The organism is Pseudomonas sp. NMS19W, assembly GCF_051554255.1.
Lineage (GTDB): Bacteria > Pseudomonadota > Gammaproteobacteria > Pseudomonadales > Pseudomonadaceae > Aquipseudomonas > Aquipseudomonas kribbensis.
In genome coordinates this window covers 1,824,966-1,839,730 of the sequence record NZ_CP136718.1, presented here as the reverse complement: position 1 = coordinate 1,839,730, position 14,765 = coordinate 1,824,966, and the positions used below count along the sequence as shown (strand labels likewise).

The window sequence follows — 14,765 nt, the reverse complement described above, 5'->3', positions numbered from 1 at the left end:
AGAGGGGGCGCCTGTACCGGCGCCCTCCCCGGTCAGCGCTGTTCGATCGGCGCGAACTTGCGCTGTTCGACGCCGACGTACTCGGCGCTCGGACGGATGATGCGGTTGTTGGCGCGCTGCTCGAACACGTGCGCTGCCCAGCCAGTCAGGCGCGAGCAGACGAAGATCGGGGTGAACAGCTTGGTCGGGATGCCCATGAAGTGATACGCCGAGGCATGGTAGAAGTCGGCGTTGGGGAACAGTTTCTTCTGCTCCCACATGGTCTTGTCGATGGCTTCCGAGACCGCGAACAACACCTTGTCGCCCACTTCGTCGGCGAGTTTTTTCGACCAGCCCTTGATCACCTCGTTGCGCGGATCGCTGTCCTTATAGATCGCGTGGCCGAAGCCCATGATCTTGTCTTTGCGCTCGAGCATGCCGAGGGTGCCCTTGATCGCTTCTTCCGGCGACGAGAAGCGCTCGATCATTTCCATCGCCGCTTCGTTGGCGCCGCCGTGCAGCGGGCCGCGCAGCGAGCCGATGGCTGCCGTGACGCAGGAATAGAGGTCGGACAGGGTCGACGCACAGACGCGAGCGGTGAAAGTCGAGGCGTTGAATTCGTGCTCGGCGTAGAGAATCAGCGAGACGTTCATCACTTTGACGTGCAGTTCACTCGGCTTCTTGTCGTGCAACAGGTGCAGGAAATGGCCGCCGATGGACGGCTCGTCGCTCACGCAGTTGATGCGTTTGCCGTCGTGGCTGAAGCGATACCAGTAGCACATGATCGCCGGGAACGCGGCCAGCAGGCGGTCGGTCTTGTCGCGTTGCTCGGAGAAGTCTTTCTCCGGCTCGATGTTGCCCAGGAACGAGCAACCGGTGCGCATCACGTCCATCGGGTGGGCGTCGGCGGGGATGCGTTCCAGCACTTCTTTCAGCGCTTGCGGCAGGTCGCGCAGCTTGCTCAGCTTGCCTTGATACTCGGCGAGCTGGGCCTTGGTCGGCAGCTCTCCGTAGAGCAGCAGGTACGCGACTTCTTCAAATTGTGCGTCTGCCGCCAGTTCGCGCACGTCGTAGCCGCGATAGGTCAGCCCGGCACCGGCCTGGCCCACGGTGGACAGTGCGGTTTGCCCGGCAACCTGGCCCCGGAGCCCGGCGCCACTGAGTACTTTTGCTTCGGCCATTGTTGTCTCCAATCTTGAATTTGTTAGGGAGTACGGTTGCGGCTTACTTCTTCGCCGCAAACAACGCGTCGAGCTTCTGCTCGAAGGTGTGGTAATCGATGCGATCGTAGAGCTCCATGCGAGTCTGCATGGTGTCGATGACATTCTGCTGGGTGCCGTCGCGGCGGATCGCGGTGTAGACGTTTTCCGCCGCCTTGTTCATCGCACGGAACGCCGACAGCGGGTACAGCACCAGCGACACATCCGCTCCGGCAAGCTGCTCGGTGGTGTACAGCGGCGTCGAACCGAACTCGGTGATGTTGGCCAGGATCGGCGCTTTCACGCGGTTGGCGAACAGCTTGTACATCTCCAATTCAGTGATGGCTTCCGGGAAGATCATGTCGGCGCCGGCCTCGATGCACGCGGCGGCGCGATCCAGTGCCGACTCCAGACCTTCAACGGCCAGTGCGTCGGTGCGGGCCATGATCACGAAGCTGTCGTCGGTACGGGCATCGACGGCGGCCTTGATGCGGTCGACCATTTCCTGCTGGGTGACGATCTCTTTGTTCGGACGGTGACCACAGCGCTTGGCGCCGACCTGGTCTTCGATGTGGATCGCCGCGGCGCCGAACTTGATCATCGACTTCACGGTACGGGCCACGTTGAACGCCGAGGCGCCGAAACCGGTGTCCACGTCCACCAGCAGCGGCAGGTCGCAGACGTCGGTAATGCGGCGCACATCGGTCAGCACGTCATCCAGACCGGTGATGCCCAGATCCGGCACGCCGAGGGAGCCGGCAGCCACCCCGCCACCGGAAAGGTAAATCGCCTTGAAACCGGCGCGCTTGGCCAGCAGCGCGTGATTGGCGTTGATCGCGCCGACCACTTGCAACGGATGTTCGCTGGCGACCGCATCGCGGAAACGCTGGCCTGGAGTGCTCTTGTTGGAACTCATGACTCACCTCGTTCAGTGGCTGTCTTATTGTCGGCGCCGTCCTGGTAATGACGGGCGATGTTGCGTTTCGAGGCGCCGATGTGGCGGCGCATCAACAATTCCGCGAGCTCGCCGTCACGGTCGGCGATGGCATCGAGAATCCGGTGGTGTTCGGCAAAGGCCTGGCGCGGGCGGTTGGGCGTGGTGGAAAACTGGATGCGGTACATGCGCACCAGTTGATAGAGCTCGCCGCAGAGCATTTGCGTGAGGGTGCGGTTGCCGCTGCCCTGGATGATCCGGTAGTGAAAGTCGAAATCGCCTTCCTGCTGGTAGTAGCCGACGCCGGCCTGGAACGCCGCATCGCGCTCGTGGGTCTCCAGCACCCGGCGCAGTTCGTCGATTTCTTCGACGCTCATGCGTTCGGCCGCCAGACGGCAGGCCATGCCTTCAAGGGATTCGCGGATTTCGTAGAGTTCGAGCAGTTCGGCGTGGCTCAACGAGACAACCCGTGCGCCGACATGCGGCACGCGCACCAGCAGGCGCTGGCCTTCCAGACGATGGATCGCCTCGCGCAGCGGCCCGCGACTGATGCCGTAGGTGCGCGCCAGTTCCGGCTCGGAGATCTTGCTGCCCGGGGCGATTTCGCCTTTGACGATGGCGGCCTGGATACGCCGGAAGACGTTTTCGGACAGGGTTTCCGAATCGTCCCCGCTGATGACCGGGGGATCGAGTTGATCCAACATATTGTCGACACCTTTAAATCCAATGCGGCAAAAACTAGCGAATCAGCCGGCACCAGTCAAAGGATAAATGGATATTGTCGACAATCGTCTAATAACGCCCGATATCAGCCCCAAGGGTTATAGACCCGCTCGGGCGCTGGCGCCATAAAACCACCGTGCTAGAATGCCGCCCGCATTTGCGAGTCATTTGCACGGCTTGTCATAAAAAGCTGATAGGCACACGAAGGCGCGCGCAGACAGGATCTCCTGATGCCGTGGCCCTGAACCGAGAACGGAACGCTGCTCGCCAGGATTTATGAGACTCAAGCCCTTCCCCACCTTTTTCTATCTGTTTTGCCTGCCCGGCCTGGCTGTGGCGGGGGAAAAGACTGTGTACGGCCTCAACGAGTACGCCGCCCTCGACGGGATCAACCTGGAAGTGGCGGCGAAACTCGACACCGGGGCGAAAACCGCCTCCCTGAGCGCCCGCGACATCAAACGCTTCAAGCGCAACGGTGAATCCTGGGTGCGTTTCTACCTGGCCATCGACGCTGCGCATTCGCACCCGATCGAACGGCCGCTGGCCCGGGTCAGCAAGATCAAGCGCCGCGCCGGCGACTACGACCCGGAAGAAGGCAAGAAGTACACCGCGCGCCCGGTGATCGAGCTGGATATCTGCATGGGTTCGGCGATGCGCAGCATCGAAGTGAACCTGACCGACCGCAGTGCGTTCCAATACCCGCTTTTGATCGGCTCCGAGGCGCTGAAACGCTTCGATGCGCTGGTCGATCCCAGTCTTAAATACGCTGCCGGCAAACCCGCCTGCGCCATCGCCGCTCATACCGCCGAGTAATTTCCATGCGTTCTCTAACCTTCCACCTGAAAATCCTGATCACCATCCTGGTGCTCCTGGGCGTTTCGGTTACGGCCTATCAGATTTTCGTGCTCGGCATCCCGGTGACCGAAGACGCCACCGACGACTTGTGGAACATCGACGCCAAGGTCGAGTTCGTCGCCAGCACCAAGGATCCGGTGAAGATCCAGATGTTCGTGCCGCCCCTGAGCCGCGATTACGTCAGCCTCAATGAAAGCTTCATCTCCAATAACTACGGTGTGGCGGTCAACCGTGTCGACGGCAACCGCAAAGTCACCTGGTCGGCACGCCGGGCCAAGGGCAACCAGACCCTTTATTACCGTCTGGTGCTGACCAAGCGTTACACCGCCGAGAAAACCAAGGTCAAAGGCCCGACCTTCCGTGACAGCATGGCCATCGAAGGCCCGGAAAAAATCGCCGCCGAAGCCCTGCTCGCGCCGATCCGCCAGCACTCGGCCGACGTCGAAACCTTCATCGGCGAAGCCATCAAACGTGTCAACAATACCAACGACGACAACGTGAAACTGCTGCTGGCGGGCGATCCGTCGACGGCCCACAAGGCAAAAATCGTTGAACTGCTGTTGTCCATCGCCCACGTTCCTGTCGAGAAAGTCCACACCATCCGCCTCGTCGCCGATCAGCCGCAAACCCCTGAACTGTGGCTGCGCAGCTTCAACGGCAACGACTGGCTGTACTTCAACCCGGAAACCGGCGAACAAGGCCTGCCGACCGACCGCCTGCTGTGGTGGACCGGCGATGAAAACCTGATCACCGTCGACGGCGCGAAGAAAGCCAACGTGACCTTCAGCCTGAACAACAGCGAGATGAACGCGATTCGTCTGGCCAAACTGACCGACGAAAACACCGACGCCAACTTCCTGGAATACTCGCTGTACGGCCTGCCGTTGCAGACCCAGCAGACGTTCATGATCATGGTGATGATCCCGATCGGCGTGCTGGTGATCCTGATCCTGCGCAACCTGGTCGGCCTGCAGACCCTCGGCACATTCACTCCGGTGCTGATCGCCCTGGCCTTCCGCGAGACGCAGCTGGGCTTCGGCATCCTGCTGTTTACCGTGATCACGGCGCTGGGGCTGTCACTGCGCTCGTATCTGGAACACCTGAAGCTGCAAATGCTGCCGCGACTGTCGGTGGTGTTGACGTTCGTGGTGGTGCTGATCGCGGCGATCAGCCTGTTCAGTCATAAGCTCGGTCTGGAACGCGGCTTGTCGGTGGCGCTGTTCCCGATGGTGATTCTGACCATGACCATCGAACGCCTGTCGATCACCTGGGAAGAGCGCGGCGCCAGCCATGCGCTGAAAGTGGCGATCGGCACGCTGTTCGCGGCCTCCCTGGCGCACCTGATCATGACCGTTCCGGAGCTGGTGTACTTCGTGTTCACCTTCCCGGCGATCCTGCTGATCCTGGTGGGCTTCATGCTGGCCATGGGTCGCTATCGCGGTTATCGCCTGACCGAACTGGTGCGCTTCAAGGCCTTCCTGAAGAAGGCTGACGCCTGATGTTCGGTTTCTGGAAGACCTGGAAGGCCCTGGAAGCCCGGGGCATCATGGGCATCAATCGGCGTAACGCGGACTACGTGCTCAAGTACAACAAGCGCAGTCTGTACCCGATTGTCGATGACAAGATCATCACCAAGGAGCGCGCGATCAAGGCCGGCATTCATGTGCCGGAACTGTATGGCGTGATTTCCACGGAGAAGGAAATCGACAAGCTCGACGAGATCATCGGCGGGCGCAACGACTTCGTGATCAAACCGGCCCAGGGCGCCGGCGGTGACGGCATCATCGTTATCGCCGACCGTTTCGAAGGTCGCTATCGCACGGTGTCGGGCAAGATCCTCACCCACGAAGAGCTGGAGCACCATATCTCCAGCATTCTCACCGGCCTGTATTCGCTCGGCGGCCACCGCGACCGGGCGCTGATCGAATACCGGGTGACCCCGGATCAGATCTTCAAGAGCATCAGCTACGAAGGCGTGCCGGACATCCGCATCATCGTGCTGATGGGCTACCCGGTGATGGCCATGCTGCGCCTGCCGACCCGGCAATCCGGCGGCAAGGCCAACCTGCACCAGGGCGCCATCGGAGTTGGTGTCGATCTGGCCACCGGCCTGACCCTGCGCGGCACCTGGCTGAACAACATCATCGCCAAACACCCGGACACCACCAACGCGGTGGACGGCGTGCAACTGCCCTACTGGGACGGTTTCATGAGGCTCGCTGCCGGTTGCTACGAGCTGTGCGGCCTGGGTTACATCGGCGTGGACATGGTGCTGGACCAGGAGAAAGGCCCGCTGATTCTGGAACTGAATGCACGGCCGGGGCTGAATATCCAGATTGCCAATGACTGCGGGCTGACGGCACGGACCCATGCGGTGGAAGCGCATCTGGAAGATCTCAAGACCCGCGGTGTGACTGAAACGGTTGAAGAGCGGGTGGCGTTTGCTCAGGAACTGTTCGGGCATATTCCGGTGGTCGAAGGCTGAGTCGCGTTACCGGCCTCCGATCTGCCAATCCCCGACATCCCCTCTAGGAGCAATTCCCCGAGGGGACTACAATCCCTACCCCGCCTCGATGGCCGATCTGCCCCGCCCATGTTGACCTGTTCCGTACACCCGTTGCCCTACCGCGCCAACCCCGCCGACTATTTCGCGGCAATCCGCCATGCGCCCGGCGCCGTGCTGCTCGACAGCGGCCGGCCCAGTGCCGATCGTGGCCGTTATGACTTGCTCAGCGCCTGGCCGCTGGAGCAACTGGCGGTTTTGCCGGACGAGCGTGGCGACGATTTCCTGCAACGCCTGCGGGACAATCTGGCGCGCCTCGGCGAGGCACAGTTGCCTTCGGAATACGAACTGCCGTTCGCCGGTGGCCTGATCGGTTATCTGAGTTACGACTTCGGCCGACATCTGGAAAATCTGCCAAGTCAGGCGCTGGATGATCTGCAACTGCCGGATGCGCGTTTTGGCCTGTATGACTGGGCGTTGATCAGCGATCACCAGAAAGCCACCAGCCAACTGGTGTTTCACCCGTCGGTAAGCGACAGCGAGAAACAACGGTTGATCGATCTGTTCAGCCAACCAGTGATCGTTGAGCTGACGCCCTTCAAGCTGAACACGCCGATGACCGCCGACCTGTCGGCCGACGACTATCGCCAGGCGCTCGAACGCATTCATCAATACATCCAGGCCGGCGACTGCTATCAGGTGAACTTCGCCCAGCGTTTCCGCGCGCCGTGCGCAGGCGACCCATGGCTGGCTTACTGTGCGTTGCGCGAGGCCTGCCCGACGCCGTTTTCCGGGTTCCAGAGCCTGCCCGACGGCAACGCGGTGCTGAGTCTCTCGCCCGAGCGATTTGTCAAAGTCAGCCAGCGCCAGGTGGAAACCCGCCCGATCAAAGGCACCCGCCCCCGTGGCGCGAACCCGGCCGAAGACGCCGCCAACGCCGCCGAACTGCTGGCCAGCCCCAAGGATCGTGCGGAAAACCTGATGATCGTCGATCTGCTGCGCAACGATCTGGGCCGCACCTGCCGAATCGGCTCGGTGCGGGTGCCGGAGCTGTTCAGCCTGGAAAGTTATCCGAACGTGCATCACCTGGTCAGCAGCGTGACCGGTGAGCTGGCGGATGATCGCGATGCCCTGGACCTGATCGCCGGCAGCTTCCCCGGCGGCTCAATCACCGGTGCGCCGAAGATTCGCGCGATGCAGATCATCGACGAACTGGAACCGACCCGACGCGGTTTGTATTGCGGCTCGTTGCTGTACCTGGACGTGCGTGGCGAGATGGACAGCTCCATCGCGATTCGCAGTCTGCTGGTGAAGGATGGACAGGTGTGCTGCTGGGGTGGCGGCGGGATCGTCGCCGATTCGGATTGGGAGGCGGAGTATCAGGAGTCGATTACCAAAGTCAAAGTTCTGCTCGAAACCCTGCAGAACCTCTGACGAGTGTGGCGAGGGCGGTTGTGCCCTCGCCGCAGCATGACTTACAGGCTCAGATCGCGGTTCGAAGCCTTGAGAAATTCCTGCTTCAACTCGCCAAAGCTGTGCACCGCCGGAAACTGCGGGAACTCCCGGATCACGTTATCCGGCGCATGGAACAGAATCCCCGCATCCGCCTCGCCCAGCATGCTGGTGTCGTTGTAGGAATCCCCCGCCGCAATCACCCGGTAATACAGGCTCTTGAACGCCAGGACCGACTGACGCTTCGGATCTTTCTGACGCAACTGATAGCCCGTGACCCGCCCGCTTTCGTCGGTGATCAGACGGTGGCAGAGCAAGGTCGGGAAACCCAGCTGACGCATCAGCGGCTGGGAAAACTCATAAAACGTATCCGACAGAATCACCACCTGAAACCGCTCGCGCAGCCAGTTGACGAACTCCACCGCGCCGTCCAGCGGCTTGAGGGTGGCGATCACTTCCTGAATGTCCGAAAGCTTCAGGCCATGCTCGTCGAGAATGCGCAGGCGCTGTTTCATCAGCACGTCGTAGTCGGGAATGTCCCGGGTGGTGGCCTTGAGCGATTCGATTCCGGTTTTTTCGGCGAAGGCGATCCAGATTTCCGGTACCAGCACCCCTTCAAGATCAAGACAGGCAATTTCCACAGGACACTCCGTTTGTAATGTTTATTGAGTCGAGCGAGCCCGAACTCTAGCGGCTCGACCTGGACCGTGCAACGCAGAGGCTGCCCCGGCGGGCGTTGCTTTTTGTTAACATCGCCGCCATATAGAGCGCCCAGCGCCACCGACCTGTAGGAAGCCGCCCTGATGAGCCCAACGTTCGACGTCGTGGAACTCGCCACGACCTATGCCAACAAATCCGCCCAGGACATCCTCAAACTCGCATTCGCCGAGTTCGGCGATGACCTGTGGATATCTTTCAGCGGCGCCGAGGATGTGGTGCTGGTGGACATGGCCTGGAAGCTGAACAAGAACGTCAAGGTGTTCAGTCTCGACACCGGTCGTCTGCACCCGGAAACCTACCGCTTCATCGATCAGGTGCGCGAGCACTACAAGATCGACATCGAGCTGGTCTCGCCGGACTACACGAAACTCGAACCGTTCGTGAAGGAAAAAGGCCTGTTCAGTTTCTACAAGGACGGCCATGGCGAATGCTGCGGCATCCGCAAGATCGAGCCGCTGCGCCGCAAACTGTCCGGCGTCAAAGCCTGGGCCACCGGCCAGCGCCGCGACCAGAGCCCGGGCACCCGCAGCGCAGTTGCGGTGATGGAAATCGACAGCGCGTTCTCCACCCCGGAGCGCACGCTGTACAAGTTCAACCCGCTGGCGCAGATGACCAGCGAGGAAATCTGGGGCTACATCCGCATGCTGGAGCTGCCGTACAACAGCCTGCATGAGCGCGGATTCATCAGCATCGGCTGCGAACCGTGCACCCGCCCTGTCCTGCCGAACCAGCACGAGCGCGAAGGCCGCTGGTGGTGGGAAGAAGCGACCCAGAAAGAATGCGGGTTGCATGCCGGGAATATCATCAGCAAGGCCTAAGTCTCTGCCCCAATGATGTCCCCCTGTGGGAGCGGGCTTGCTCGCGAAAGCGGTCTGTCAGTCACTGGATCTGTTGACTGGAAGGACGCCTTCGCGAGCAAGCCCGCTCCCACATCTGCTTTGTGGCGCCATGAGAAAAACATGTACACACGAATGTCACCATCGGTGCCATTTATGTGTGCACTTTTCATTTCCGCGCCCTGAAAAGTTACATCCCGCTGCCAAAGCGATCCCTTCCGGCGTCCGCCAAAATCCCTTCCGAAAAATAAATAGCTGTTCGAACGGTCAATTTATATCGCCCGTATTTCAGCGACTTAGCGCCATTCAATAACTTTTCGAAATCAGTGGTGGTTTTCATAGATCGCTGACTGGCACAGATCTGGCTTAAGTGCATACATGTTTTGTATACAAAACCGCAAAACATGAACCCACACTTTCGATCCGCAAGCCTGAAGCGCCCTATCCCGTACAGGCTGCAGATGCCCCGTAACCAGTGATGTTTCAGCGTCGCGACGAAGATCTGCCGAGCCTGAGCGCTCATGCACAGTCATCGCGGCCCGAACATCAGGAGCCTGCCGGAATGCGTACGAGTCTTTCGAACAACAACATCGCGCTGAATCTGCCCTCCTCCTCAACCCTCGACCACACCACGCCCAGTGACGGCATCGCCGAACCGCTGCAACTGAGCCCACGTTTGCACAACAGGGACCTCGCACCGACCAAGGTCGAAGGACGGCGCTGGGGCAAATACAGCATCTTCGCCCTGTGGACCAACGATGTGCACAACATCGCCAACTATTCGTTTGCCATCGGCCTGTACGCCCTGGGCCTGGGCGGCTGGCAGATTCTACTGTCGCTGGGGATCGGCGCGGCGCTGGTGTACTTCTTCATGAACCTGTCCGGCTACATGGGGCAGAAAACCGGGGTGCCGTTTCCGGTGATCAGCCGCATCAGTTTCGGCATTCACGGGGCGCAGATTCCTGCGTTGATCCGGGCGGTGATCGCCATCGCCTGGTTCGGAATTCAGACATACCTGGCGTCGGTGGTATTCCGCGTACTGCTCACGGCGATCCATCCCGGGTTCGCCGACTACGACCACAACTCGATCCTCGGCCTGTCGAGCCTGGGCTGGGTGTGTTTCGTGGCGATCTGGTTCGTGCAACTGGGGATTCTGGCCTACGGCATGGAAATGGTCCGCCGCTACGAAGCCTTCGCCGGTCCGGTGATTCTTCTGACCGTCGCCTGCCTCGCCGCGTGGATGTACACCCAGGCCAACGCGACCATTGCCTGGTCGATCCGCGAACCGCTGACCGGCGGCGAGATGTGGCGCAACATCTTTGCCGGCGGCGCCTTGTGGCTGGCGATCTACGGCACGCTGATCCTCAACTTCTGCGACTTCGCCCGCTCTTCGCCGTGCCGCAAAACCATCAAGATCGGAAATTTCTGGGGTCTGCCGGTGAATATTCTGGTGTTCGCCGGGATCACCGTCCTGCTGTGCGGTGCGCAATTTCAGATCAACGGCCGGATCATCGAAAGCCCGACCGAAATCATCGCGTCGATCCCCAACACGTTCTTTCTGGTGCTCGGCTGCCTGGCGTTCCTGATCGTCACCGTGGCGGTGAACATCATGGCCAACTTCGTCGCCCCGGCCTTCGTGCTCAGCAACCTGGCGCCGAAGTACCTGACGTTCCGCCGTGCCGGGCTGATCAGCGCAACGATTGCGGTGCTGATCCTGCCGTGGAATCTCTACAACAGCCCGCTGGTGATCGTGTATTTCCTGTCCGGCCTCGGCGCCCTGCTCGGCCCGTTGTACGGCGTGATCATGGTCGACTACTGGCTGATCCGCAAAGGCCGGATCCATGTACCGCAGCTATATAGCGAAGACCCGAACGGTGCGTATTTCTACAGCCGTGGGGTCAATCTGCGGGCGGTGGCGGCGTTCATTCCGGCGGCGCTGATCGCCATCGTCCTGGCACTGGTGCCGGGCTTCCACAGCGTTTCGCCCTTCTCCTGGCTGATCGGTGCCGGCATTGCCGGAATGCTTTACCTGATCGTCGCCAAACGCCAACCGCACTACGCCGACGTGGACGGTGAAGCCATCGCCGTCGACAACGTCAGCCACTGAATCTTTTGGCGGCCCTTCGCCGGGCCGCAGAACCAACCGTAATAAGGACTTCCCATGCGAATTCTCGTGGTCAACGTCAACACCACCGAATCCATCACCCAGGCCATCGCCCGTTCAGCGCAAGCTGTGGCCTCCCCCGGCACCGAGATCGTCGGCCTGACGCCGTACTTCGGCGCTGATTCGGTGGAAGGCAATTTCGAAAGTTACCTGGCCGCCATCGCCGTGATGGACCGGGTGATGTCCTACGACCAGCCGTTCGACGCGGTGATTCAGGCCGGCTACGGCGAACATGGTCGTGAAGGCTTGCAGGAGTTGCTCAACGTGCCGGTGGTGGACATCACCGATGCGGCGGCCAGCACCGCGATGTTTCTGGGTCACGCCTATTCGGTGGTCACCACGCTGGATCGCACCGTGCCGTTGATCGAGGATCGACTGAAACTCTCAGGCCTCTGGGATCGCTGCGCCTCGGTGCGGGCCAGCGGCCTGGCGGTTCTGGAGCTGGAACACGAACCGCAGCGGGCGCTGGAGGCGATCGTGCACCAAGCCGAACTGGCCGTGACTCAGGATAAAGCCGAAGTGATCTGCCTCGGTTGCGGCGGCATGGCCGGGCTCGATGAAAAGATCCGTCAGCGTACCGGCGTGCCGGTGATCGATGGCATCACCGCTGCCGTGACCATCGCCGAATCGCTGGTGCGCCTGGGGCTGTCGACGTCCAAGGTGCGGACGTATGCGACCCCACGGCCGAAAACCATCATCGGCTGGCCAGCACGTTTTGCGCGTTGAACCGCTCTGCAAGACCCAGGGTTGAAAATTGCTCGATGATGAAATCGACAAACGCCCGGGTCTTGCCCGGCAACAGTTTGTGTTCGACGTAATAGATGGAGATATTGCCGTCGTCGACGTACCAGTCGGGCAAGACCCGCTGTAACGTGCCCGCCTCCAGATAGCCGACGGCAAACGGCATGCTCACCAACGCAATCCCCAGCCCCTGCGCCGCCGTGGCGCAGGCGGCCTCGGAATCGCTCATGGTCATTCGCGCCGTGAGGGTCAGCGGGCTGTGTTGCTGTGTGCGATGGGTCAACTGCCAGGAACGTACCCGCCCAGTCTGCGGTGAGCGGATCAGGATGCCCTCGTGCAGTTTGAGGTCGTCCGGTTCGCTGATCGGCGCGTGCCGATCCAGATAATCCGCCGAAGCCACCAACACCCGATGCGCCGGTGTCAGCCTGCGCGCCACCACGCCTTGGGGCAGCTCGAAACCACCGCCAATCGCCGCATCGAAACCCTGGCCGATCAGATCGACCTGCCGGTTATCGAAGTGCCAGTCCGGGTTGATCGCCGGGAACCTTGTCAGGAATTCCCCCAGCAACGGCACGATGTACAAGCGGCCGAACACCGTGCCCATGCTGACTTTCAACGTACCCGCCGGTTGACCGCCGGCGCTGGCCAGATTGCTCACGGCATTCTGGATGGTGGTCAGGCTGCCGCTGACCTCACTCAGAAACAATTGCCCCGCTTCCGTCAGGGTCAATCTTCGGGTGCTACGCTGGAACAGCCTCACGCCGAGGCGCGCTTCCAGCTTCGCCACGCTTTTGCCCACGGCGGCCGGTGTCAGGCTCAGGCGTCGCGCGGCTTCGGCAAAGCTGCCGACTTCGGCGCTGCGCACGAAGCATTCGATACTGCTGAAGGTTTCCATGACCGCCATTCCAAACTTTTGGTTTACACAGACTATAGCAACCACGGTCTACTCGCCCGGTGGCGAGGGGCAGATACTCGACACCACACCAAGGCAGCCTGCCTTGAAACTTCTGGAGATCGAACATGACCACTCAACACCTCAGCGGTAAAGTCGCTCTGATTCAAGGCGGCTCTCGCGGCATCGGTGCCGCCATCGTCAAGCGCCTGGCCGCCGAAGGCGCCGCGGTTGCCTTCACTTACGTCAGCTCCGCCGCCAAGGCTGAAGAACTGCAAAACAGCATCACCGCCACCGGCGGCAAAGCCCTGGCGATCAAGGCCGACAGCGCCGATGCCGGTGCCATCCGCAACGCCGTGAACGCAACCGTCGAAACCTTTGGCCGCCTCGACATTCTGGTCAACAACGCCGGTGTGCTGGCTGTCGCCCCGCTGGAAGACTTCAAACTGGAAGACTTCGACCAGACCCTGGCAATTAACGTGCGCAGCGTGTTCATCGCCAGTCAGGAAGCCGCCAGACACATGGGCGAAGGCTCGCGCATCATCAACATCGGCAGCACCAACGCCGACCGCATGCCCTTCGCCGGCGGCGGCGTGTATGCGATGAGCAAATCCGCCCTGGTGGGCCTGACCAAAGGCCTGGCCCGCGATCTCGGCCCACGGGGCATCACCATCAACAACGTGCAGCCCGGCCCGGTGGATACCGACATGAACCCGGCTCACGGCGATTTTGCCGAAAGCCTGATCCCGCTGATGGCAGTCGGTCGTTACGGCAAAGCCGAGGAAATCGCCAGCTTCGTCGCCTACCTCGCAGGCCCGGAAGCCGGTTACATCACCGGTGCCAGCCTGAGTATCGACGGTGGTTTCGGCGCCTGATTGTTTCGAGTGATCGAAAAAAGCCGCCCCTCTATTAATAGAGGGGCGGCTTTTTTATCAGTGGCCTGGTCAGGCCCAATCGAGCGCCGGCAAACCACAGGCACTCGGCGTGAACGCTTTCAATGTACGAAGAATCCCGTCGGCGTGTGCGTATTTTTCATCGGCCATGGCCGCATCGGGAATCGCGATGGCGGTCATGCCCGCTGCTTTCGCGGCTGTCACGCCGAACGGCGAATCCTCGAACACCAGACAATCTTCCGGCGCCACACCGAGGCGGCGAGCGGCGGTGAGGAAAATGTCCGGTGCCGGTTTGGCGGCACCGACTTCCGGGTCGTCGGCGGTAACGATGAAGTCGAACAACGCGAACCAGTCACGGTGCAACGTGGTTTTCTGACCGAACGACTGACGCGACGAACTGGTACCGACGGCAATCGGAATGTTGTGCGCCTTGAGGTGACGGATCAGTTCCTCGGCGCCCGGCATCGCTTGCGCGGTGGGAAAACGCTCGCGCATCAGCGGCTCGCGAATCACCAGAAACTCTTCTGCGGTGATCGGCAGATCCAGCGCTTCGACCACATAACGGGCCAGATCGCCGGCGCCACGCCCGATGATGTTCTGCTTGATGCTCCAGTCGAACGTGCGCCCGTAACGCTCGGCAATCAGCGAGGTGACCTCGGTGTAGATGCCCTCGGTGTCCAGAAGCAAACCGTCCATATCGAAAATCACGGCCTTGATCGGGCCGAACGCCTTCAGCGGTGCATTCATCATCGGATCCGTTATCAAAAACATCCCAGGCGGCATCGGGTACCGCTGCTCGGATCTGATTAAAGGGTTCAGCAGCATAACGAGCGCGGCCAAGGTTGAGCAACGGGCAATGTCGGTTGTCCGCCGA

Annotated in this window: 14 protein-coding genes; 8 read left to right on the top strand and 6 right to left on the bottom strand. The window is 61.0% G+C overall.

Annotated elements, in window-relative coordinates:
• Positions 1 to 32: 32 nt before the first annotated feature.
• From prpC to R1A29_RS08450, 3 genes are read right to left on the bottom strand one after another with little or no spacing between them, the layout of a single operon-like run.
• Complete coding sequence (gene prpC / locus R1A29_RS08460; protein ID WP_438301145.1) at positions 33 to 1,160, bottom strand: bifunctional 2-methylcitrate synthase/citrate synthase; 1,128 nt, start codon at positions 1,158 to 1,160, stop codon at positions 33 to 35.
• A gap of 43 nt (positions 1,161 to 1,203) precedes the next feature.
• Positions 1,204 to 2,094 (bottom strand): methylisocitrate lyase, encoded by an 891-nt coding sequence (gene prpB, locus R1A29_RS08455; protein ID WP_085711892.1) that lies wholly within the window; start codon positions 2,092 to 2,094, stop codon positions 1,204 to 1,206.
• Positions 2,091 to 2,813, bottom strand: coding sequence for a GntR family transcriptional regulator (locus R1A29_RS08450; RefSeq protein ID WP_169432611.1), 723 nt, complete (start codon positions 2,811 to 2,813; stop codon positions 2,091 to 2,093). The genes prpB and R1A29_RS08450 overlap by 4 nt, the downstream gene beginning before the upstream one ends.
• Before the next feature lie 298 nt (positions 2,814 to 3,111).
• Here R1A29_RS08450 and R1A29_RS08445 point away from each other — a divergent pair, with 298 nt between their 5' ends.
• The 4 genes from R1A29_RS08445 to pabB all read left to right on the top strand — a co-directional run bounded on the left by R1A29_RS08445 (position 3,112) and on the right by pabB (position 7,627).
• Positions 3,112 to 3,648 (top strand): retropepsin-like aspartic peptidase RloA, encoded by a 537-nt coding sequence (locus tag R1A29_RS08445; RefSeq protein WP_065258027.1) that lies wholly within the window; start codon positions 3,112 to 3,114, stop codon positions 3,646 to 3,648.
• Positions 3,649 to 3,653: 5 nt separating this feature from the next.
• Entirely contained in the window at positions 3,654 to 5,189 is a 1,536-nt protein-coding gene (locus tag R1A29_RS08440; RefSeq protein ID WP_085711890.1) for an osmotic stress tolerance membrane protein RloB, read from the top strand.
• On the top strand, positions 5,189 to 6,175 hold the full coding sequence (locus tag R1A29_RS08435; RefSeq protein WP_085711889.1) for an alpha-L-glutamate ligase-like protein: 987 nt from the start codon (positions 5,189 to 5,191) through the stop codon (positions 6,173 to 6,175). The genes R1A29_RS08440 and R1A29_RS08435 overlap by 1 nt, the downstream gene beginning before the upstream one ends.
• 108 nt (positions 6,176 to 6,283) lie before the next feature.
• Positions 6,284 to 7,627 carry an aminodeoxychorismate synthase component I gene (gene pabB, locus R1A29_RS08430; protein WP_438301144.1) on the top strand — a complete coding sequence of 448 codons (1,344 nt, stop codon included), beginning with the start codon at positions 6,284 to 6,286 and terminating at the stop codon, positions 7,625 to 7,627.
• Between the two features lie 41 nt (positions 7,628 to 7,668).
• Here the strand turns inward: pabB and thrH are convergent, their stop codons facing one another.
• Positions 7,669 to 8,286 (bottom strand): bifunctional phosphoserine phosphatase/homoserine phosphotransferase ThrH, encoded by a 618-nt coding sequence (gene thrH, locus R1A29_RS08425; protein WP_438301143.1) that lies wholly within the window; start codon positions 8,284 to 8,286, stop codon positions 7,669 to 7,671.
• A 162-nt stretch (positions 8,287 to 8,448) separates the two neighbouring features.
• On the opposite strand from thrH, the gene R1A29_RS08420 reads away from it, so the two are divergent.
• The 3 genes from R1A29_RS08420 to R1A29_RS08410 all read left to right on the top strand — a co-directional run bounded on the left by R1A29_RS08420 (position 8,449) and on the right by R1A29_RS08410 (position 12,091).
• Positions 8,449 to 9,183 carry a phosphoadenylyl-sulfate reductase gene (locus tag R1A29_RS08420; RefSeq protein ID WP_085711886.1) on the top strand — a complete coding sequence of 245 codons (735 nt, stop codon included), beginning with the start codon at positions 8,449 to 8,451 and terminating at the stop codon, positions 9,181 to 9,183.
• A 580-nt stretch (positions 9,184 to 9,763) separates the two neighbouring features.
• Positions 9,764 to 11,308 carry an NCS1 family nucleobase:cation symporter-1 gene (locus R1A29_RS08415; protein ID WP_438301141.1) on the top strand — a complete coding sequence of 515 codons (1,545 nt, stop codon included), beginning with the start codon at positions 9,764 to 9,766 and terminating at the stop codon, positions 11,306 to 11,308.
• A 54-nt stretch (positions 11,309 to 11,362) separates the two neighbouring features.
• The gene (locus R1A29_RS08410; protein WP_438301140.1) at positions 11,363 to 12,091 is read left to right on the top strand and encodes an aspartate/glutamate racemase family protein; all 729 of its coding nucleotides are present in this window, start codon (positions 11,363 to 11,365) and stop codon (positions 12,089 to 12,091) included.
• Here R1A29_RS08410 and R1A29_RS08405 read toward each other — a convergent pair.
• Positions 12,060 to 13,001 (bottom strand): LysR family transcriptional regulator, encoded by a 942-nt coding sequence (locus R1A29_RS08405; RefSeq protein ID WP_438301139.1) that lies wholly within the window; start codon positions 12,999 to 13,001, stop codon positions 12,060 to 12,062. The two genes, R1A29_RS08410 and R1A29_RS08405, sit on opposite strands and share 32 nt — an antisense overlap.
• 125 nt (positions 13,002 to 13,126) lie before the next feature.
• Here R1A29_RS08405 and R1A29_RS08400 point away from each other — a divergent pair, with 125 nt between their 5' ends.
• Positions 13,127 to 13,873 (top strand): 3-oxoacyl-ACP reductase family protein, encoded by a 747-nt coding sequence (locus R1A29_RS08400; protein ID WP_119428421.1) that lies wholly within the window; start codon positions 13,127 to 13,129, stop codon positions 13,871 to 13,873.
• A gap of 69 nt (positions 13,874 to 13,942) precedes the next feature.
• Here the strand turns inward: R1A29_RS08400 and R1A29_RS08395 are convergent, their stop codons facing one another.
• On the bottom strand, positions 13,943 to 14,638 hold the full coding sequence (locus R1A29_RS08395; protein WP_007960113.1) for an HAD-IA family hydrolase: 696 nt from the start codon (positions 14,636 to 14,638) through the stop codon (positions 13,943 to 13,945).
• Positions 14,639 to 14,765: the final 127 nt, after the last annotated feature.

Bases quoted from the DNA above. Each gene is read 5' to 3' on its own strand.
- prpC (WP_438301145.1), bottom strand. From the start codon at position 1,160: ATGGCCGAAGCAAAAGTACTCAGTGGCGCCGGGCTCCGGGGCCAGGTT.
- prpB (WP_085711892.1), bottom strand. From the start codon at position 2,094: ATGAGTTCCAACAAGAGCACTCCAGGCCAGCGTTTCCGCGATGCGGTC.
- R1A29_RS08445 (WP_065258027.1), top strand. From the start codon at position 3,112: ATGAGACTCAAGCCCTTCCCCACCTTTTTCTATCTGTTTTGCCTGCCC.
- R1A29_RS08440 (WP_085711890.1), top strand. From the start codon at position 3,654: ATGCGTTCTCTAACCTTCCACCTGAAAATCCTGATCACCATCCTGGTG.
- R1A29_RS08435 (WP_085711889.1), top strand. From the start codon at position 5,189: ATGTTCGGTTTCTGGAAGACCTGGAAGGCCCTGGAAGCCCGGGGCATC.
- pabB (WP_438301144.1), top strand. From the start codon at position 6,284: ATGTTGACCTGTTCCGTACACCCGTTGCCCTACCGCGCCAACCCCGCC.
- R1A29_RS08420 (WP_085711886.1), top strand. From the start codon at position 8,449: ATGAGCCCAACGTTCGACGTCGTGGAACTCGCCACGACCTATGCCAAC.
- R1A29_RS08415 (WP_438301141.1), top strand. From the start codon at position 9,764: ATGCGTACGAGTCTTTCGAACAACAACATCGCGCTGAATCTGCCCTCC.
- R1A29_RS08410 (WP_438301140.1), top strand. From the start codon at position 11,363: ATGCGAATTCTCGTGGTCAACGTCAACACCACCGAATCCATCACCCAG.
- R1A29_RS08405 (WP_438301139.1), bottom strand. From the start codon at position 13,001: ATGGAAACCTTCAGCAGTATCGAATGCTTCGTGCGCAGCGCCGAAGTC.
- R1A29_RS08400 (WP_119428421.1), top strand. From the start codon at position 13,127: ATGACCACTCAACACCTCAGCGGTAAAGTCGCTCTGATTCAAGGCGGC.
- R1A29_RS08395 (WP_007960113.1), bottom strand. From the start codon at position 14,638: ATGAATGCACCGCTGAAGGCGTTCGGCCCGATCAAGGCCGTGATTTTC.